The organism is Nocardia terrae, assembly GCF_009760405.1.
GTDB lineage: Bacteria > Actinomycetota > Actinomycetes > Mycobacteriales > Mycobacteriaceae > Nocardia > Nocardia terrae.
Genome location: NZ_WRPP01000003.1, coordinates 683,767 through 702,591 on the forward strand (window position 1 = coordinate 683,767; position 18,825 = coordinate 702,591).

The 18,825-nt window shown below is 68.7% G+C and carries 14 protein-coding genes and 4 tRNA genes; 8 read left to right on the top strand and 10 right to left on the bottom strand.

Annotation, left to right across the window (positions count from 1 at the left end):
* Window positions 1-154 precede the first annotated feature (154 nt).
* Together GPX89_RS18385 and GPX89_RS18390 are read right to left on the bottom strand one after the other, a co-directional pair.
* Complete coding sequence (locus tag GPX89_RS18385; RefSeq protein ID WP_157388805.1) at window positions 155-517, bottom strand: PH domain-containing protein; 363 nt, start codon at window positions 515-517, stop codon at window positions 155-157.
* 16 nt (window positions 518-533) lie between these two features.
* Window positions 534-1,415 carry an oxidoreductase gene (locus GPX89_RS18390; RefSeq protein WP_328601972.1) on the bottom strand — a complete coding sequence of 294 codons (882 nt, stop codon included), beginning with the start codon at window positions 1,413-1,415 and terminating at the stop codon, window positions 534-536.
* Between the two features lie 158 nt (window positions 1,416-1,573).
* Between GPX89_RS18390 and GPX89_RS43875 the strand changes: the two genes are divergently transcribed.
* Window positions 1,574-1,738, top strand: coding sequence for a DUF5993 family protein (locus GPX89_RS43875; protein ID WP_198347489.1), 165 nt, complete (start codon window positions 1,574-1,576; stop codon window positions 1,736-1,738).
* Window positions 1,735-2,403 carry a disulfide bond formation protein B gene (locus tag GPX89_RS18395; protein ID WP_198347490.1) on the top strand — a complete coding sequence of 223 codons (669 nt, stop codon included), beginning with the start codon at window positions 1,735-1,737 and terminating at the stop codon, window positions 2,401-2,403. Before GPX89_RS43875 ends, GPX89_RS18395 begins: the two co-directional genes overlap by 4 nt.
* Before the next feature lie 52 nt (window positions 2,404-2,455).
* Here GPX89_RS18395 and GPX89_RS44690 read toward each other — a convergent pair whose 3' ends face one another.
* Window positions 2,456-6,514 carry a non-ribosomal peptide synthetase gene (locus tag GPX89_RS44690; protein WP_235947492.1) on the bottom strand — a complete coding sequence of 1,353 codons (4,059 nt, stop codon included), beginning with the start codon at window positions 6,512-6,514 and terminating at the stop codon, window positions 2,456-2,458.
* Window positions 6,515-6,646: 132 nt separating this feature from the next.
* On the opposite strand from GPX89_RS44690, the gene GPX89_RS18415 reads away from it, so the two are divergent.
* Both GPX89_RS18415 and GPX89_RS18420 read left to right on the top strand, forming a co-directional pair.
* Window positions 6,647-8,263, top strand: coding sequence for a (2,3-dihydroxybenzoyl)adenylate synthase (locus GPX89_RS18415; protein ID WP_328601973.1), 1,617 nt, complete (start codon window positions 6,647-6,649; stop codon window positions 8,261-8,263).
* Between the two features lie 23 nt (window positions 8,264-8,286).
* Entirely contained in the window at window positions 8,287-9,156 is an 870-nt protein-coding gene (locus GPX89_RS18420) for an oxidoreductase (RefSeq protein ID WP_157388809.1), read from the top strand.
* A gap of 25 nt (window positions 9,157-9,181) precedes the next feature.
* On the opposite strand, the gene GPX89_RS18425 is transcribed toward GPX89_RS18420, so the two are convergent.
* Window positions 9,182-10,564 (bottom strand): salicylate synthase, encoded by a 1,383-nt coding sequence (locus GPX89_RS18425; RefSeq protein ID WP_157388810.1) that lies wholly within the window; start codon window positions 10,562-10,564, stop codon window positions 9,182-9,184.
* A 197-nt stretch (window positions 10,565-10,761) separates the two neighbouring features.
* On the opposite strand from GPX89_RS18425, the gene GPX89_RS18430 reads away from it, so the two are divergent.
* Together GPX89_RS18430 and GPX89_RS18435 are read left to right on the top strand one after the other, a co-directional pair.
* Window positions 10,762-13,131 (top strand): glycerol-3-phosphate 1-O-acyltransferase, encoded by a 2,370-nt coding sequence (locus GPX89_RS18430; protein ID WP_157388812.1) that lies wholly within the window; start codon window positions 10,762-10,764, stop codon window positions 13,129-13,131.
* The gene (locus GPX89_RS18435) at window positions 13,128-14,648 is read left to right on the top strand and encodes an HAD-IB family hydrolase (RefSeq protein ID WP_235947495.1); all 1,521 of its coding nucleotides are present in this window, start codon (window positions 13,128-13,130) and stop codon (window positions 14,646-14,648) included. Before GPX89_RS18430 ends, GPX89_RS18435 begins: the two co-directional genes overlap by 4 nt.
* Here the strand turns inward: GPX89_RS18435 and GPX89_RS18440 are convergent.
* From GPX89_RS18440 to GPX89_RS18460, 6 genes are all read right to left on the bottom strand, one after another.
* Complete coding sequence (locus tag GPX89_RS18440) at window positions 14,645-15,346, bottom strand: polyprenol monophosphomannose synthase (RefSeq protein ID WP_328602068.1); 702 nt, start codon at window positions 15,344-15,346, stop codon at window positions 14,645-14,647. The genes GPX89_RS18435 and GPX89_RS18440 overlap by 4 nt on opposite strands.
* 123 nt (window positions 15,347-15,469) lie before the next feature.
* On the bottom strand, window positions 15,470-15,640 hold the full coding sequence (locus GPX89_RS43880) for a hypothetical protein (RefSeq protein ID WP_198347491.1): 171 nt from the start codon (window positions 15,638-15,640) through the stop codon (window positions 15,470-15,472).
* A 101-nt stretch (window positions 15,641-15,741) separates the two neighbouring features.
* Window positions 15,742-15,818, bottom strand: a tRNA-Phe gene (locus tag GPX89_RS18445).
* 37 nt (window positions 15,819-15,855) lie between these two features.
* Window positions 15,856-15,929 (bottom strand) — tRNA-Asp (locus tag GPX89_RS18450).
* Window positions 15,930-15,965: 36 nt separating this feature from the next.
* Window positions 15,966-16,038: transfer RNA gene (locus GPX89_RS18455), tRNA-Glu, on the bottom strand.
* A gap of 94 nt (window positions 16,039-16,132) precedes the next feature.
* Window positions 16,133-16,798, bottom strand: coding sequence for a TetR/AcrR family transcriptional regulator (locus tag GPX89_RS18460; protein ID WP_157388815.1), 666 nt, complete (start codon window positions 16,796-16,798; stop codon window positions 16,133-16,135).
* 1,118 nt (window positions 16,799-17,916) lie between these two features.
* Here GPX89_RS18460 and GPX89_RS18465 point away from each other — a divergent pair.
* Window positions 17,917-17,989 (top strand) — tRNA-Lys (locus tag GPX89_RS18465).
* Window positions 17,990-18,122: 133 nt separating this feature from the next.
* Window positions 18,123-18,713, top strand: a complete 591-nt coding sequence (locus GPX89_RS18470; RefSeq protein ID WP_157388817.1) for a DUF937 domain-containing protein — start codon at window positions 18,123-18,125, stop codon at window positions 18,711-18,713.
* Window positions 18,714-18,825: the final 112 nt, after the last annotated feature.

The following is an 18,825-nucleotide window of genomic DNA, read 5'->3' on the forward strand; positions in this document are numbered from 1 at the left end:
GCAGGTCAGCGCCGCGCGACCCACCCGGGGCCGGCTGGCTAAACCAGAAATACACACGCTGCATGACCGGCACAGTACCAGAGATCTCGAATCGTGCGTGTGGCGTGGGACACGATCGGTGGGACAAGCATCCCAATTATTGGGAAGTCCCAGGTCAGCGCAGGATGTAGTGCAGGATCACGTCGTGCACGTGGTGGGTCTTCTCGTCCCCGCGGAACTCCACCTCGTAGGTGTGGTGCCCGGTCGAGATGGCGATGTGCCCGGAGGAGAAGAACTGTCCCGCGAACGACTTGTTGGTGAGGATGCTGACACTCGTGATCCGCGCGTACGGGATGCTCGTGATGGCGATCTTCTTCCCCACGAACGAGTTGTCCTGGATGACGACCCGCCGGTCGGTGAGCCCCAGGAATCCGGTGCCCACCCCGATGGCGTCGTACACGGCGATGATCTGCTCGCCGGGCAGCAGCCCCTGCTGGATCTTGTCGAGCTGATCGCGCCGGTCGAATGGAATGCTCATATCCCCCGGCTCCGGATCACTTGCGCACGAACGGGTAATTGACCTTGGTGAGCTGTTCGGAGAGCTCCCACAGCCGGCGCGCGGTCACCTCGTCCTTGGACGCGGCCGTCGAGGTGCTCGGTCCCGGATAGCCGCGCATGCCGCGCAACCCCGTCGGCCCGTAGAAGCCGCCCGGCTCGACCTCCGCGGTCGCCGCGAACAACGAGGGCAGCGCACCCATTTCGGCGCTCTGCGCGAAGATCTTGTTGCCGAGGGACATCAGCGTGTCGTACAGCGATTCGGTGTGGCCCTGCAGTTCGGTCGCGGCATAGCCGGGATGCGCGGCCACCGACACCTTGCTCGACCCGGCGGCGCTCAGACGGCGTTGCAGCTCCCGCGCGAACATGAGGTTGGCGAGCTTGGACTGACCGTAGGCGGCCCAGCGCTGATAGGAGCGCCGCTCCCAGTTCAGATCCTCGAGGTCGATGCGGCCGATGGCGTGCATGCCGCTCGTCAGCGTGACCACCCGGTCGCGAATCTTGTCCAGCAGCAGCCCCGTCAGCGCGAAATGGCCGAGATGGTTTGTGCCGATCTGCATTTCGAAGCCGTCAGCGGTGCGCTTGAGCGGCACCGCCATCACGCCCGCATTGTTGATCAGCACGTCGGCGCCGTCGATGGAGTCGGCGAAGTCGTGAATCGAGGACAGGTCGGCCAGATCCAGCCGCCGCACCTGGGCATTGGGCCCGATCTCGTCGGCGACCGCCCGGCCCTTGAGTTCATTGCGGCACGCCATGATCACGCGCGCCCCGGCGCCGGCGAGCGCCCGCGCGGTGACCGCACCCAAGCCGCTATTGGCTCCGGTGACGATGATCGTTCGACCCGCTTGATCGGGGATGTCGGAGATGTCCCAACCGCTCACGGGGTCGAGTCTAGGGGCGCGGAGGCACCGCCGTCCGGCGTCGGCGGGAACCGGCCCTGGAGCAGAAATTTGCCAGCACACATCACGATCGACCGAACACGGCGTGTCCGACTCGCCTTCAATAGGTTCGACCTGCGCAAGCGGTAGCGTCCGCGACTATGGACACGCTGATACTCGCAGGTTTGCTGGGCATCGTGTATCTGATCTGGAAACAGAGTTCTCGCACGCGCGTTCTGGCGGCCTGGTGGATTGTCATCCTCCTGTGCGCCGGCCTGCTGAAGTACCACATCACCAGCGGCCTCGGACTGGGGCTGACGTGGTGACCGCCACCGAGAGCGAGACCACCGGAACCGGAAGCGGCGGTGGGATCCTCGGCCAGGTCCAATACTGGCTGGCGGTCATCTTCATCGTCGGCTGGACCGGCGTCGTCTGCGGCGGCCTCGGCGTCCAGTTCGGCACCTGGGATTACCCGTGTCCGCTGTGCATGCTGCAGCGCTACTTCATGATGCTGGCCGCGCTCGGTGGCGCGTACATCGTGCGCAAAGGCATGACGGGAACCATTGTCCGACGCGACTACATGGTCGGCTGGGGCCTGGCCATCGTGGCCTGCTTCGGCGGCGGGTTCACCGCGTGGCGGCAGACCATGCTGCACATCCTGCCCGGCGACAAGGGGTACGGCGGCGCGGTGCTCGGCCTGCACCTGTACGTGTGGGCCTTCGTCCTGTTCATCGCGGCGATCGCGACAATCGGTGTGGTGCTGGCGTTTTCGTACGAGACGGCCTCGGAGACCATTCCGGCGACCGGACCGCATCGCACCCTCGGCCTGCTGGCCATCGGCTTCCTCGCGGTGGTGATCGTCATCAACCTGGTGGCGACGTTCTTCCTGGAAGGCTTCCACCCGGTGCTGCCGGACGACCCGTCGTGCTACCGACTGCTGCACGATCTGGGCATCCTGCACGGCGGCTGCGTCCTGCCCGCCTCGCACTGAGCCGTCCCGCCGATCCCCGCGCCTCGCGAAAAGGGCGCGGGGATCGCGCTTGTCAGGACAGCGCGAGGATCTCCTCGTCGGACAGAGCGGCGACCTCCAGGTAGAGACGAGCCACCGCGTCGAGGCGGCCGGTGGCACCGGCGCGCTGCTCGCGATCCAGCAGCCGCCGGCTCAGGCCCTCGACCGTGCGGGCGGCGAAGAAGTCGGCCACCACCGTGTCCGGTGAATCCAGCCACTCCCGGACCCGCGCGACGACGGCGGTCGCCAGCACCGAATCGCCGCCGAGAGCGAAGAAGTCGTCGGTCACCCCGACGCGGTCACGGCCCAGGACCGTGGCGACGATATCGGCCACCGCGCGCTCGACATCGGTTCGCGGAGCGAGGAATACACCCTCCGACTCGCCATCGGCGAGCACCGCCGCGATGGCCTTGCGATCGGGTTTGCCGTTCGAGGTGAAGGGCAGTTCGGCGAGCGGTACGACCCGGCCGGGAATCATGTAGCCGGGCAGCAGGTCCGCCGCGGCCGCGAGCAGCCCGGGCACATCCGGGACCACGCCGTCGGCGCCGACCACGACCGCCGCGAGTTTCGGTGCGGCCGAGCCGATCACGGCGGCGATCGCGTGCCGCACACCCGGCAGGGCGCGCAGCGCGCTCTCCACTTCCCCGAGTTCGACGCGGTAACCGCGAATCTTCACCTGATGGTCGGCGCGCCCCAGGAATTCCAGGCAGCCGTCCGGCCGATACCGCGCGAGATCCCCGGTCCGGTACCACCGCAGACCCTCGTGCGTGACGAACCGATCCGCGGTGCGCTCGGCATCGCCGCGATATCCGGCGGCCACGCCCGCCCCACCGATCCACAGTTCACCGGTCACCCAGTCCGGGCAGTCCTGCCCCGCCGGCCCGACCACCCGGCACCGCACATTGCGCAGCGGCGTGCCGTACGGGATCGCCGACCAGTCCTGCGACACTTCGGCATTCACGACTTCGCAGATGGTGGAGTGAACGGCCGTCTCGGTCGCGCCGCCCAGCCCGGCGAACCGGCAGTCCGGAGCCACCGCCGCGAGCCGCCCCGGCAGCGCCACATCGACCCAGTCGCCGCCGAGAACGACCATGCGCAAACTGTCCACAGGCTTCCCGGCGGCGGCCTCCAGCAGCATGTCCAGCAGGCTCGGGACGCAGTTGACCACCGAAATCCGGTGCCGCCGCACAAGTTCGACCCACCGTGCCGGTTCACCGCGCTGTCCCTCATCCAGCGCGACCACCGCACCCCCGGCACTCAACAGCCCGAAGATGTCGTACACGGACAGGTCGAACTCCAACGCCGACAACGCGAGCGCTCGATCCGCCACCCCGATCCCGAACCGCTCGTTGAGATCGTCGATGGTGTTCATGGCCGCCCGATGCGGCACTTCCACGCCCTTCGGCTTACCCGTCGAGCCCGACGTGAACAGCACGTAGGCGATCGCCTCCGGATCCGGAATCACCGCCTCCGCCAACGGTTCCGGATGCCGTCGCGCCCGGTCCAGCACCAGCGTCCGCACCTCGGGCACCTCGGCACCCGCGGTCAGCGCCGCGACCACGCCTCCGGTCCGCAGGATCTCGGCCCGCCGCGCCGCCGGTTGATCGAACCCGATCGGTACATACACGGCACCCGCCGCCAGCACTCCGGCGGTAGCCAGGATCTGATCCGGCCCCTTCGGCAACTGCACCGCAACGGCGTCACCCGGCCGAACACCCGCGACCTGCAACGCACCCGCGATAGCGAGCGCCTGGTCGGCGAGCTCGCGATAGCTGAGAGTCCGTACCTCACAGTCGCTTTCCGCTCGATCGACCTCCCAGATCACCGCGGGCGCGTCCGGCTTCGCGGCGGCGAATTCGAACAGCCCGCTGTGCAGGGACCGCCCACTGATCACACCGTCGGTGGCGTTCACCCGGGCACGAATCACAGCCTGCTCCACCGGAATTCGCACCACCGCCTCGGCATCCCATCCGGCGCCTCCGGGTGTGGCCGCGCGGGCATGACGCGTCGCCGTCGCGTCGGTCCCGGCGTGGAGTCCGGGCCCGCCCGTTATTTCGCCCGCCGCAGGAGCGGTCTCACCGCTGCCCGGCGCACCATGCTCCTCGAGGCCCGCCAGGCGCACGACGGCGTCGATGTAGCGGGTGAACATGGTCTCGACCATGCCGGACGGGAAGGCGTCGGCGCGGACGTCCCAGTTCAGCAGGAGACCGCCGCGGACCTCGGTGACCTGCGCGTCCAAGAGCACCTGGGGGCCTTGGGAAATGATCCACACCGGATCGCCGAAGGTGGCGGTGACCTCGTCGGCGAACAGCTCACCGAGGTTGATGGCGCTGGTGTACACGATCGGGGCCAGCACCGGCTCGCCGCGCAGCCGCCCCAGATCGCGCAGCACCTCGAGCCCGGTGTAGCCGGAATGCGCTCCGGCGGCATGCAATTCGCGCTGCAGGGCGCGGGCACGCTCGGTGACGGTAGCCGGTTCGGTGACGTCGACCTCCAGCAGCACCGAGGACGTGAAGTCACCGACCACCCAGTCCACCTGCGGGTGCACCGGTTCCCGGTGGAACAGCGGCAGATTCAGCAGGAACCGGCGCTGCGTCGACCACCCGCCGATGGTCTCGGCGAACACCGACGCCAATGCCATGGCCGGGGTGATCCCCCGGGCATGCGCGGCCGCGAACATGGTCGCCTTCGCCTCGGGCGACAGCCACCGGTGCAGCCGCACCGTCCGCGCGCCGCCGTCGGTCTCCGGAAGTCCGGCGGGCTGGGGCGAGGCAGACGCCGCAGCTGGACCCGATTCGCTCGCGATATCCGGCCCCGGCCCGGCGATCGAGCGGTGAGCGGTCTCGGCGCGGGGCAACTCGGGGGCTCCGGGCAGCTCGGCCAGGCGGCGCTGCCACCACTCGCGGTCGGCCGCGTGTTCCGGTGTGGGACCGGCATGTTCGGCCAGGTACCGCCGGAAGGTGTAGGTCTGCGGCGGCAGCTGCGCGCCCCGGTAGAGCCGAGCGAGGTCGGCCACCAGGATCCGGTAGCTCATGGCGTCGGCCGCGAGCATGTCCACATCCAGATGCAGCCGCGTCCGCCCGCCCGGCAGCAGCGTCAGCGCGACATCGACGACCTGCCCGTCTTCGACCGCCATGAGCTGGTGGGTCCGCCTGTCCCGCAACTCCTCCAGCACCCGCTCCACCGACTCCGCGTCCGCATCCCGCAGATCGGTGACGCTCCACACCTCGCGCCCCGGCCGCGCCAACGTCTGCTGCGTCCCGTCCGCGAGGAATCGAGTCCGCAACATCGGATGCCGCCGCACCAGCGCCTCGACCGCCGCCCCCAACCGCCCAGGATCCACACCGTCCCCATCGAACTCGACATAAAGGTGCGCCGCGACCGCCCCCAGTTCCTGCCCATCCGACCGCCCGACCCAGTACGCGTGCTGCATCGGTGCGAGCGCGAAGGGGCTCCCGTCGTCGGCCCAGACGTCCGCGTCCGCGCCGGACCCTCGGGCGATGCCGCCGGACTCGCCTTGCACTCCCGTGGTCGAGTGCGCGCCGTCCACGACCGCTGCCCGGTTCGCGCCGGCCAGTGCCGCGGGCTCGGGTTCGGGGGCACCCGAACCATCCTGGACAGCCGGAGGATTCGCCTCGGGGCTGGCCTCGGCCGCCCCCGGATTCGGCTCGGCTACGGCACCGTGCGCGTCGCCCGCGGCCCGGCGGTGCGAACCGGTCGCGGCGGCGAGTGGATTCGTCGCCCGAACGGAATCGCCCGTCGCCCGAGGAGCGTCGGACTCGGCACGCGGCGCGGCGCCTGCGGCCGGGCGTGGCGAATCGGCTACGACGGCACCGGCATCCGCCGGGTCGACAGCGCCGAGGAGGCGGTGCCAGGCGGCGAGGGTGGGTTCGGCGGCGAGTTGGGCGAAGTTGACAGCGAGGCCGCGTTTGCGCCAGGCGCCGGCGAGTTTCATGGTGCGGATGGAGTCCAAGCCGAGCTGGATGAGGTCGTCGTGGTCGCCGATGGCGGCCGGGTCGAGGCCGAGGTGTCCGGCGATGGCGGTGCGGATCTCGTCTCGGGCGATGCTCGCCGACCCCTGGGGTGACTCCATTTCCGCTGGTTCTCCTTGTGCTCGGGGCGCTGCCCATCCCGGATTCGGATGTCGTTCGACAGCAGCGTAACTGATTGAGATAGGGTTGCCTAACCTATGCAAGGCCACCCTAACTAGCTAGAGGTCAGAGCTGTGACATCCCCCGCATCCGCCGCCACGGACCATCGCGACGGCTTCGTCCCCTTCCCCGCCGACCTGGCCGAGCGGTACCGGGAGGCCGGGTACTGGGCGGGTCGGCCGCTGGGCGAACTGCTGCGCGACGCGGGCAGGCAATGGCCCGAACGCCCCGCGCTGCTCGGCGATGTCACGGCCACCTACGCGGAGCTGGATCACGCGGCGGACCGCATGGCACACGGCCTGCTCGAACTCGGCATCCGGCCCGGCGACCGGGCCGTGGTGCAGCTGCCCAACGTGCCCGAGTTCATCGCGGTGCTGTTCGGCCTCCTGCGCGCCGGGATCATCCCGGTGCTCACGCTCCCCGCGCATCGCCGCGCCGAAATCGAGCACTTGACAAAGCTTTCCGGCGCGGTCGCCTACGTGGCCGCCGACCGGCTCGGCGACTTCGACTACCGCGTCCTGGCCGCCGAGGTGAGCGCGAACGCGCCGGCGCTGCGGCACGTCCTGATCCTCGGCGATCCCGGCCCCTTCACCGCTCTGGATTCGGTTCCCGCCGAGGGTGATTCGCTGCCCGCGATCGACGCGTCGGACATCGCGCTCATGCTGGTCTCCGGCGGCACCACCGGCCTGCCGAAGCTCATCGCCCGCACCCACGACGACTACGCCTACAACGCGAAGGCCAGCGCCGAGGTCTGCGAGCTCGGCCCGGGCGACGTCTACCTCGCGACACTTCCGGTCGCCCACAACTTCCCGCTGGCCTGCCCCGGTGTCCTCGGCACCGTCGCGACCGGCGGAGCCATGGCCTTCGTGACCGATCCCAGCCCGGAGAGCGCCTTCGCCGCCATCGAACGCCACCGCGTCACCGTCACCGCGGTGGTCCCGCCGCTGGCCCAACTGTGGTGCGCGGCAGTCGATTGGGAGGACGCCGACCTGTCCTCGTTGCGCCTGCTCCAGGTCGGCGGGGCGAAGCTCGCCGAGGTGAACGCCCGCGATGTCGCACCGGCCCTGAACGTCCGGCTGCAGCAGGTCTTCGGCATGGCCGAGGGCCTGCTCAACTACACCCGCGCCGAGGACCCCGAGGACCTGGTCGACACCACCCAGGGCCGCCCGCTCTCCCCCGCCGACGAGGTACGGGTGGTCGACGAACACGGCCATGACGTCCCCGACGGCGAGGAGGGCGAACTCCTCACCCGCGGTCCCTACACGCTGCGCGGCTACTACCGTGCCCCCGAGCACAATTCGCGCGCCTTCACCCCCGACGGCTTCTACCGCAGCGGCGACCTGGTCCGCCGCCTGCCCAGCGGGCACCTGATCGTCTCCGGCCGCATCAAGGACGTCATCAACCGCGGCGGCGAGAACATCTCCTGCGACGAGCTCGAGGAGCACCTGCTCGCGTATCCCGGCGTCCGTCACGCCGCCGCCGTCGGTCTGCCCGACCCGGCGCTGGGCGAGAAGGTCTGCGTCGTCCTGGTGACCGCCGGCGAACTACCTACCCTCCCCGAGATCAAGACCTTCCTCACCGACCGCGGCCTGGCCACCTACAAGCTCCCGGATGTGTTGCGGCAGGCCGACTTCCTGCCGGTCACGGCCGTGGGCAAGATCGACAAGAAGGCCCTCGCCGCGCACATCTGACCCGGCCGTCATAGAGTTCATCTATGGGCGGGTGGAATACAGCGGACATGCCGGACCAGACCGGCCGGATCATCATCGTCACCGGGGCCACCAGCGGCCTGGGCGAGGCCACCGCACGTGCCCTGGCCGGCGCCGGGGCCCAGGTGATCATGGCCTGCCGCAACGAGATCAAGGCCCAGGCGGCGGCCCGGACCATGCCCGGCGACGTGCAGATCCGCCAGTTGGATCTGGCCGACCTGTCCTCGGTGCGCGCCTTCGCCGACACGGTCGAGCGGGCGGACGTGCTGATCAACAACGCGGGCGTGATGGCGGTGCCCCAGCGCAAGACCGCCGACGGCTTCGAATTGCAGATCGGCACCAACTATCTCGGTCACTTCGCGCTGACCGGCCTGCTGCTGGACCGGATTTCGGAGCGGGTGGTGAACACCTCCAGCATCACCCACTTCATCGGCCGCATCGATCTCGAGGACCTGAACTGGGAGCGGCGCGCCTACTCCCGCTTCGGCGCGTACGCGCAGTCCAAGCTGGCGCTGTTGCTGTTCACCTACGAGCTGCAGCGTCGGCTGGCCGTCACCGGCTCGCCGAAACTCTCGGTGGCCGCGCACCCCGGCTACGCCGCCACCGAGATCAGTTCCGAGACCCAGAACCTGCTCGAGCAGATCGTCGGGCTCGGCAACCGGCTCGTGGCGCAGAGCGCCGAGATGGGCGCGCTGCCAACGCTGTACGCCGCCACCGCCGAGGTCGAGCCCGGCGGCTACTACGGACCGGACTGGTTCAACTGGCGTGGACATCCGACCAAGGTGGGCTCCACCGCGGCCTCCCACGACGAGAAAACCGCCCGGCAGCTCTGGGAGCTGTCCGAGCGGTTGACCGGCGTGGAGTTCCGCGTCTGACTCCGCGCCGGCGGTACGGGGCCGGTCAGGCGCGCACGACGTACGGCGCGACGCTGCCCAGCTTTTCGCAGGTCTCCTCGAATTCACGCTCGGGGCGGGACTGTCCGACCACGCCCGCGCCCGCGCGCAGCCACGCGCCCGCGCCGGTCTGGTAGACCGCGCGCAGCACCAGCGTCGCCTCCAACTCGCCGTCGGGTGAAACCGTCACCACGGCACCGGAATACAGCCCGCGCGGATCGTGATCGAGGCGGAAGACCGCGTCGACGCCCTCCGCCTTGGGGATGCCGGAGGCGGTGACGGACGGGAACAGCGTCTCCAGCGCGTCCCACGGGCTGCGGTCGGCCGCCAGCCGCCCGCGCACGGTGGACGCCAGATGCTGCACGCTGCCGCGTTCGCGCACCGCCATGAAATCGGAGACCGCGGTGGTGTCCGGCTCGGCCACGGCCGCGATCTCCGCGAACGAGGTCTGCACCGAGATGGCGTGCTCGACAATCTCTTTGGGGTCGCGGACCAGCTCGGCGCGGGCCGCGACATCGAGGTCGCCGCCCCGGCCGAAGGCGCGCGTCCCGGCCAGCGGCTCGGTGGTGACCACCCGATCCCGGTCCACCGAGGCCACCAGCTCCGGGCTGAACCCCGCGGCCTCCAGTCCGCCCAGCCGCAGCAGGAACGAGCGTGCGGGCGTGTTGTGCAGGCGGCCGAGCCGGTAGGTCGCCGGAATGTTCACCGCGAAGGGCAGATCCACCTTCCGCGACAGGATCACCTTCTGATACCGGCCCGCGCCGATCTCGGCGACTCCCGCGGCCACCCGGTCCCGATACCCGGTGGGATCCACGGTGACGTCCACCGGATGCGGCACCGGCGGATCGGTCCGCTGCGCGGCCGCGATCAGCGCGTGGATGTCCCCGGTCTCGGCGGGCGTCGCACCCGACACCCGGACCCCGGTCGCGTCGATGCGCACCTCGATGCGCGGAATCATCAAGTGCGCCAGCGTCGCCCGCGGATGCACATGCTCGGTGACGGCCAGCGACCAGGCGCAGAACTCGAATCCGATCCAGCCGAACGCATTCCGGCCGTCCAGGGGCAGTCCGGCCAGCGCGCGGTCCACGGCCCGCGCGGGACTGCCGGACCAGGCTCCGGCGGTGGTCTTCCCGTCCCAGCTCACCCGCAGCTCATTCGCGTCCAGCTCGACCCCGCCGAGGGGGTCGGCCGCGAATACCCATTCGCCCGGCCGTTCGTAGACGACATATTCCCCGAAGCGATCCGCCGCCGCGAGCGCGGAGACCGCCGCGACCGGATCGGTGACGTATTCGCCCCACCGCTGCGCCCCCGCGACCCGTACCCGTTCGTCAGCGACCGACACTAGACCTCCAAGGTTATGCTTACCTAACTTACGTGCCGAGGTTAGCATTACCTTCCTAAAAGTGGAGCGCCGAACTTCGGAACGCTGAAGGTTCGCGGCCCGCCTCGGCCTGGACTGACGGAGCGGGGGAGCGAAGCGGAGGAGCGGAGGAGGGAAGGCCGAGGTAACAGGGCCGCGAACGCGCCCGCAGCGGAGCGGAGGGCAATAAAATACCGATCGCAGCGGCTCATGCGGAGGGAACGAAGATGCTCGATCATGACAGCCGGCTCCCCGAAGCCGCGCTCACCGCTCCGCACTCCGTCGTGGCACTGGTCGACGCGGCCTCCCAGGTGGAACGCGAACTGGTCGGGCACTGGCTCGCCGAGGGCGGCATCGCGCAGGAATTCGGCACCGCCGCGCCCGTCACCCAGATCGACCTCGACCCCGCCGCGGTCACCGATCGGCTGGTCGGACGCAGCGACGATCCGCTGGTGGTGCCGGTGCGGGTGCTGTGGCTGCCGCCCGAGCGAGACGGCGTGCGGCGCACCACCTTCAGCGACCTGCTCACCATGACCAACCCCCGCAAGCCCAATCGGCTCGTGCAGCGCCGATTGCTGAGCAAGGCCCCCGACCGACACCTGGTGCTGACCGGCGCACCCGCCCGGCTCAGCGCGCTGCGGGCCAACAATCCCGGATCCGCCGCGGCCCCCGACGCTTTCGGGCGCGCCATCGTGCGCGCGGGCATCGTCGCGCTCGAACGCGCCGAACGCGCCGTCATCGGCGACCGGTACAAGGTGCCGCGGCTGGTGGTCGAGGAAATCCTCGACTCGCCCGAATTCCTGCGGCGGCTCGACGCCATCGCCGAGGAGACCGGGGTGCCCGCGCGCGAGGCCTACCGGCGGGCCGAGCGGGGACTGCGGGAACTCGTCGCCGCCCAGTCGCGCCTGGTGTCGGACCTGTTCACCCAGGCCATGCGGCCCGTGCACGCCTCCACCTGGAAGGTGGACTCCGACGAGTCCGGACTGGACCGGCTGCGCACCCTGAACCGGCGCTACCCGCTGGTCTTCCTGCCCTCGCACCGCTCCTATGTGGACGCCTTCGTGCTCGGAGACATCCTGGCGCGCAACGACTTCCCGCCCAATCACGTGGTCGGCGGGGCCAACCTGAAGTTCTGGCCGATCGGCCCGATCGCGCGACGCACCGGAACCGTGTTCATCCGCCGCAGCTTCGGCGACGACGAGGTCTACAAGGCCGTCGTCGAGGAGTACTTCGCCTACCTGCTCACCAAGCGCTTCAACCTGGAGTGGTACTTCGAGGGCGGGCGCACCCGCACCGGGAAACTCCGCCCGCCCCGCTACGGACTGCTGAACTACCTTGCGGCGGCACTGCGTTCGAAACGCATCGACGACGTCATGCTGGTGCCGGTCTCCATCACCTACGAGCGGCTCAACGAGATCGGGGCCATCGCCGACGAACAGACCGGCGGCAGCAAGCAGGCCGAGGGCCTGGCCTGGCTGGCCCGCTACGTGCGCAACCAGCAGCACTCGGCCGGGCACGTGTACGTGCGCTTCGGGACCCCGCTCTCGGCCCGCGACCGGCTGGCCGCACTCGGGGATCCGCTGGCGGCACACCCGAATCCGGCCCCCGAGCAGATCGTCGAACTCGAGCACCGGGCCGTGCAGCGGCTGGCCTTCGAGGTCGCGGTCGGCATCAACGACGTCACCCCGATCACCGTCAACGCCCTCACCACCCTGGTGTTGCTGGGCGTGCACGAACGCGCCCTGACCCGCCACGAACTGCGCGCCGCCATCGCGCCCGTGCTCGGCTACATCGAGAACCGGGACCTGCCGCGCGGCGAACTCGCCACGCTGCGTGACGATCACCGGCTGGCCGTGGTGCTCGAGCAGCTGGCCATCGCCAAGGTGGTGACCGTGTACCGCGGCGGGCTGGAACCGGTGTACGCCATTCACGCCGGAGCGCACCTCGAGGCCGCGTTCTACCGCAACAGCGCCGTGCACTGGTTCGTCAATCGCGCCATTCTCGAACTGGCCATCCTCACCGCCATGGAGGCCCCCGAGGGCGATCAGCTGCGGGTCGGCTGGGAGGCCGCCTACCGGCTGCGGGACCTGCTCAAGTTCGAGTTCTTCTTCCCCGAACGGGCCGAGTTCACCAGCCAGCTGACCGCGGAGATGCTGCTCGTGGACCCCGAATGGCACCGCCGCACCGCCGCGGGCACCGTCGGCACCGAAATCCTGGCCCGGCTGGCCGAATCCGGGTTCATGATGGCGCACCGGGTGCTGCGCTCCTTCATCGACGCGCAACTGGTGGTCGCCGAACGCCTCGCGGCCCGCGATCCCGTACTGCCGGTCGACAGGAAGGCTTTCGTCGACGAGTGCCTGCATGTCGGCAAGCAGATGCTGCTGCAGCAGCGCCTGCACAGCCCCGAATCGGTGTCCTCCGAATTGTTCGGCAGCGCTCTCAAACTCGCCGACAACCACGGCCTGCTCGCCTCCGACGAGGAACCCGCCGAGCTGGCCGCCCGCCGGGTCCGCTTCGCCGGGGAACTGCGCGCCATCAGCGGACGCATCTCCCGCGCCGCCACCCTCGACCCCTCCAACCGGCTGGAAACGCTATGACACACCGGGTCCGGGGAATCGCGGCGGGCAGACCCACGCTCCCGCTCCGGCCCGGGGTCGGCGTCACCCAACGGCCCATCGGCGCAATGGATCTCGCCCAGGCCCTGGCGACGGTGCGCACCGGACCGCAGGGCCCGCGCATCGCGGCCGTCTTCGACTTCGGCGGCACCGTGGTGAACGGCTTCAACCCGCCGCCGCTGCCGCGCCGACTGCTGCTGCGGCGCGGCAGCACCCGGGGCGCGCTCACCGCCGGACTGCTGGGCAGTATTCGCGGGGCGCGCAGCGAAGGCGAGTACGAGCGATTCCTGCAGTACGTCATGTACGCCTGGGCCGGGGTGCCCGAATCCGAGCTGGAAGAACTCGGCCGGCAGATCTTCGCGCACGACGTGTACGGGCACATCTATCCGGAGGCATGGCGGCTGGTCCGCGAGCACGAGGCCGCGGGGCACACCCTGCTGCTGGTCAGTTCGGTCACCCGCTACCAGGTCGCGCCGGTGGCCGAGGAGCTCGGCATTCCGAACGTGCTGTGCACCGACATGGCCGTGCAGGACGGCGTGCTCACCGGGCACGTGGCGGGAAAGCCGCTCTGGCGCAACGGCAAAGCCGACGCCGTCCGCCGCTTCGCCATCGCCCGCGACCTCGATCTCACCCGCAGCCGGGTCTACGCCGACAGCGCCGCCGACCTGCCCCTGCTACAGCTCGCCGGGTACCCGGTAGCGGTGAACCCGGACCCCCGGGTGGTGCTGGAGGCGGCCGAAAAGGATTGGCCGGTCCTGCATTTCCGGCCCCGGCAGTCCCCCGGCACCCTCGACTACGCCCGCACCCTGGCCGGCTTCACCGGACTGCTGGGCGGCGCCCTGTTCGGCGTCGCCGCCAAGGCGCACACCAAACAGCGCCGCCAGATGGCGGATTCGATGATGACCTACGCCGCGGACTCGACCCTGCGCAGCACAGGGGTCAAGGTTCGGGTCGTCGGCGCCGAGCACGCCCGGGCCCCGCGCCCGGCCGTGTTCATCTTCAACCACCAGAGCCAGTTCGACATCGTGGTGGTGGCCGAGGTATTGGGCACCGGATTCACCGGGGTCGCCAAGCGGGAGATCACCAAGAACCCGGTCTTCGGCCCCCTCATGCGATTCGTCGAGGTGACCTTCATCGACCGCGCGAACACCGCCGTCGCCAAGGCCGAGCTGGCGCCGGTCGTCGACACCCTGCGCGGCGGGCTGTCGGTCGTCATCGCCCCGGAGGGCACCCGCTCACTGACCCCGCGCGTCGGCCCCTTCAAGAAGGGGGCCTTCCACATCGCCATCCAGGCCGGGGTCCCGGTCATTCCGGTGGTGATCCGGAACGCCGGTGAAATCGCCTGGCGCAATTCAGCGGTCGTCCGCAAGGGCATCGTGGACGTGGCCGTCCTGCCGCCGATCGATGTCAGCGGCTGGGATCCGAGCCATATGGACGCCGAAGTGGAGGGTGTCCGTCAGCTTTTCGTGGACACCCTGCTGCACTGGCCGGAGAGCTAGACCGCGCGGCCGAACAGCAGCTTCCACGGCATGGCCGCGGACTCCAGCTGCACCTTGAGGCTCATCTTGGACGCGCCCTTGGTGCGCTCCTCGAAGCGGATCGGCACCTCGGCAATGCTGATGCCCTGCTTGACCGTCCGGTAGTTCATCTCCACCTGGAACGAGTAGCCGTTCGACTTGATCGAGGCCACGTCGATGGCGCGCAGCGTATCCGCCTTCCACGCCTTGAAACCGGCGGTGGCGTCCTTGACGCCCAGGCGCAGAATCGTATTCACGTAGAAGTTGGCCCACGCCGAGAGCGCCTTGCGGTACCACTTCCACTCCGCGGCGGTGGAACCGCCGGGGACGTAACGGGATCCGAGGACCACGCCCGCGTCGGTGGACTCCAGCTTGTCCAGCATGGCCGGGATGACCTCGGCCGGATGCGACAGATCGGCGTCCATCTGGATGACGACGTCGGCGCCCTCGTCCAGCGCCTTGGTGATGCCGGCGATGTAGGCCCGGCCCAGACCGTCCTTCTCGGTGCGGTGCAGCACGCTCACCACGTTCGGCAGGTCGGCGGCCAGCTTGTCGGCCACCTCACCCGTACCGTCGGGCGAATTGTCGTCCACCACCAGCACGTGCAGGTCGGCCACCGGTAGCGCGGTCAGCCGCTCCACCGCCACCGGCAGGTTCTCCCGCTCGTTGTAGGTCGGCACCACCACGGTGACCTTCAAGGTTTACCCTCCCGCTTGGTCGTTTTCTGGCTACGAAACCGTACCTGGTCCGCCTGAGTGTCCCGTGAGCGCACCAGCACGTGCGTCACCCCCATCACTCCGGCGTCAGTCGCCGTCCTTCTGGTCGGCGGCCCGATTCCGCTCCCGCACAATATCCAACGCCCGCTCCGCTGTCGCCTTATCGGGGTAGGGACCCATCACCTCCGCGAACCAATGCTGCTTCCCCTGCTCGGCCCGATTGTGTTTGAGGCAGTAATACCACTGGTCATCAGCCATGAATCCCAGCATCCCACCAAGATCAGCACCGAAGGTGCGAACACGCGAAGAAGCCCCGGAACGCCGAAAGACCCCGTCCGATGGACGGGGTCTCCCAGAACTGGTGGCCAAGGCCGGGATCGAACCGGCGACCTTCCGCTTTTCAGGCGGACGCTCGTACCAACTGAGCTACCTGGCCGAAAGGCACCCGATACGAATGCCAAGCGTTGTTACTGCGACCCTGACGGGACTCGAACCCGCGACCTCCGCCGTGACAGGGCGGCGCGCTAACCAACTGCGCCACAGGGCCTTGCTACTTGCTCCGACAACCATGTTTCCATGGTTGTACCCCCTACGGGATTCGAACCCGCGCTACCGCCTTGAAAGGGCGGCGTCCTAGGCCGCTAGACGAAGGGGGCCCGCCGGATCTCTCCGGACCGTTTGCTTGCAACGGCTTCCGTTGGGAGCGGAGATAGCTTATGACAGGCTCCGCGTTATTCCCAAATCAGCTGGTCAGAGTCCCAAGTTGAGATCTTCGAGCTTCGCGGACACCCGCCAGCCGGTGCGGCGGAACTCCTCGGTCCACTCCGGTGTCGCGGTGGCGTCCACGATCACCTCGAGCGCCTCGGCGAACCGGGACCGCAGATCCACCGGACCCGCCAGCACATCGGCGATATAACGCTGGCCGGCCAGCGCCGCCGCCAAGGTGCGGGTGAAGCGGTCCGGGTCGGCGTCCGAGCGCAACTGCTTGTGCTCGATGGCGCGCACCGCGAGCTGCCGGATGGCCCGCCCGAGGATGCGGCCGCCACCGGCCTGGATGTCGCGGTAGAACTCCGGCTCGATGATGAGCCGGAACTCGGCCTGGATGATGATGTCGTTCTCCAGCCGCAGCGCGATCTCGTCGATCATGCCGTGCAGCACGTCGAGTGGACCGAGATCGGTTCTGGCGAGCCACCTTTCGGTGGATACCCGATAGCGGTCGACCGCCGCCTCCAGCACCGCGCGCGCCAAGTCCTCCTTGGAGTCGAAGTGAAAGTACATGGCCCCCTTGGTCGCCCGGGAGCCTTCCAATATGCGGTTGAGCGATGCAGCGGCATAGCCGCTCTTCCCGAACTCAACGGCGGCGGACCTGATGATCGCCGCGCGTGTCCGGCGGGCCCGCTCTTGCTGCCGTGCCATGCTCGAAACGCCTCCGAAGCTAGCTAACCGTCGCCGACCGGTTCCCCGGCCTCGACGCAAAGTTACGTGTCTTTCAAATACTTCAAATCGGGCTACGCCCGGAATTACCAAACCTTTGGTACGAAAAAGCGCGAAAAACTTGAAACACACCAACTGGTATAGTTTTTCCCGCCCGGGTGCACCGCAGGGGGTGCGCACCCGGGCGATCACGTCGTTTCGGTCCGCCTCCCCGCAGCTTCATCGTGTGGAGCCGCGATCGGCCAGACCGGTCGCGACACGTTCGGGCACTTCAACGATAAGCCGAATCCCGTGCCGCCGGGGCAATCCCGGTTCTTCGGGAATTCACCAGTCGGTCACCGTACCCGGAAAGCGCACCCAGCGTGAGGTGTACCGGAAAGTCAGTTAGCCAGGGGACCCCCTATCTAAAACCGCAATTTCCCAGCAATCGTATGGACGATTGGTCCGAATAGACGAATTCGCCCATATGCCACCGATGTTCGGCCTACCGATCTCGACCGCGCGCGACATCCCCATCGACGCCGCATCGCCGCCGAGCCGCCGCCCGTCTCCCCGCGGCCGCTCCGACCGGTTCCTGTCCCCCTCCCCAAAAAGGTTGCCACGCATCACCATTGGATGATATTCACACCCCATCGCCACGAAACAAACTGAGTGGCAAGGCGATTGCCCGGACCGGCGACAGCGGCGATCAGCGGACGCTTACCGTGAGACTCCGGATCCATCGGAGGGTGGGTACGACGAGACCCCACTACCACTCCGCCCCATCCACACTCCGCGCCGACCCCTACAAACCCCCGGGTCCACTTTCTCGCGATGCCGCACCGACCGGTCCGCACCCTCACAGCCCTACATCGTCTCCCCAACCGGACCCCGTCGGTCAACGAGACCGTCCGATCGGCACGACCGGTCACCCCAACGGCACATCGCGTCATCCCCTACTCGAACCCCCATCGCGCCCCCGGCGCCGCGACCGGGGCTCGCGCCGCTCCGCGCGAGCATCGGAGAAACCGTCGCGACCTGCGCAAATATCGTCTGCCAGAGCACAATCGGATACTCGTTTAACAGTTGCGGGGTCCGCACCGTAAACTGACGTCCCGCAAGCCCCTATAGCTCAGTTGGTAGAGCTACGGACTTTTAATCCGCAGGTCCCAGGTTCGAGCCCTGGTGGGGGCACATCTGCGAGGGGCCCGGAATCATACCGCCGGGCCCCTCGCCACATCCGCGAATCTGTGGCAATCTGTCCGGATTTCACCTACCGTGACCTGAGTAGAGCTTTTCCCGGGATCCATCACCACAGGCGGAGTTCATGACTTCCTTCGATGACCTGCTCTCCCAAGTCCCCATCGGTCAGATCGCCGAGAAGCTCGGCGTCGACGAGGCGACCGCCAAGACGGCGGTGACCGCGGCCGTCCCCGTACTACTCGGTGGATTCCAGGCACAGGCCGGCAACCCTGAGACCGGTCTCAACCTGGAGAACGAAGTCGCCAACCAGCCGCACGCTCTACTCGACGGCGGTGTCGACATCGATCAGGTGGACACGAACAACGGCAGCCAGATCGTCGATCAGACCTTCGGCGCCGAAAAGAACACGGTGATCAGCGCTCTCGGCAATGTCGGCGGCAGTGGCATCAGCCAGGACCTGATGTCCAAGCTGCTCCCGATGCTCGCGCCGATCGTGTTGGCATATCTCGGCAAGAAGGCCCTCGGCGGCGGAGGCGGCGGCGCGGCCGCCGAATCCGGTGGCGGCGGCATCGGCGACATTCTCGGTAGCCTGCTCGGAGGGGCCACCGGCGGAAACAAGAGCGGCGGTCTCGGCGACATCCTCGGCAAGGCCGTGGGCCAGAACGCGGGCAGCGTGCTCGGCAATGTGCTGGGCGGTCTGCTCGGCAAGAAGTGATCGCGCATCGAATGGTGATGCGCGGCTAACGAACGACGGCCCATGGCGATACACCCCTCGCTGTGGGCCGTTGTCTTATGACATCTCTCACCTAGACCGCAATGCTGCGCAT

Excerpts from the sequence above, each read along its gene's own strand:
- GPX89_RS43880 (WP_198347491.1), bottom strand. The coding sequence starts at position 15,640 with ATGGCTGATGACCAGTGGTATTACTGCCTCAAACACAATCGGGCCGAG.
- GPX89_RS18425 (WP_157388810.1), bottom strand. The coding sequence starts at position 10,564 with ATGCTAACCTCGGCACGTAAGTTAGGTAAGCATAACCTTGGAGGTCTA.
- GPX89_RS18460 (WP_157388815.1), bottom strand. The coding sequence starts at position 16,798 with ATGGCACGGCAGCAAGAGCGGGCCCGCCGGACACGCGCGGCGATCATC.
- GPX89_RS18435 (WP_235947495.1), top strand. The coding sequence starts at position 13,128 with ATGACACACCGGGTCCGGGGAATCGCGGCGGGCAGACCCACGCTCCCG.
- GPX89_RS18470 (WP_157388817.1), top strand. The coding sequence starts at position 18,123 with ATGACTTCCTTCGATGACCTGCTCTCCCAAGTCCCCATCGGTCAGATC.
- GPX89_RS18420 (WP_157388809.1), top strand. The coding sequence starts at position 8,287 with ATGGGCGGGTGGAATACAGCGGACATGCCGGACCAGACCGGCCGGATC.
- GPX89_RS18430 (WP_157388812.1), top strand. The coding sequence starts at position 10,762 with ATGCTCGATCATGACAGCCGGCTCCCCGAAGCCGCGCTCACCGCTCCG.
- GPX89_RS18385 (WP_157388805.1), bottom strand. The coding sequence starts at position 517 with ATGAGCATTCCATTCGACCGGCGCGATCAGCTCGACAAGATCCAGCAG.
- GPX89_RS44690 (WP_235947492.1), bottom strand. The coding sequence starts at position 6,514 with ATGGAGTCACCCCAGGGGTCGGCGAGCATCGCCCGAGACGAGATCCGC.
- GPX89_RS43875 (WP_198347489.1), top strand. The coding sequence starts at position 1,574 with ATGGACACGCTGATACTCGCAGGTTTGCTGGGCATCGTGTATCTGATC.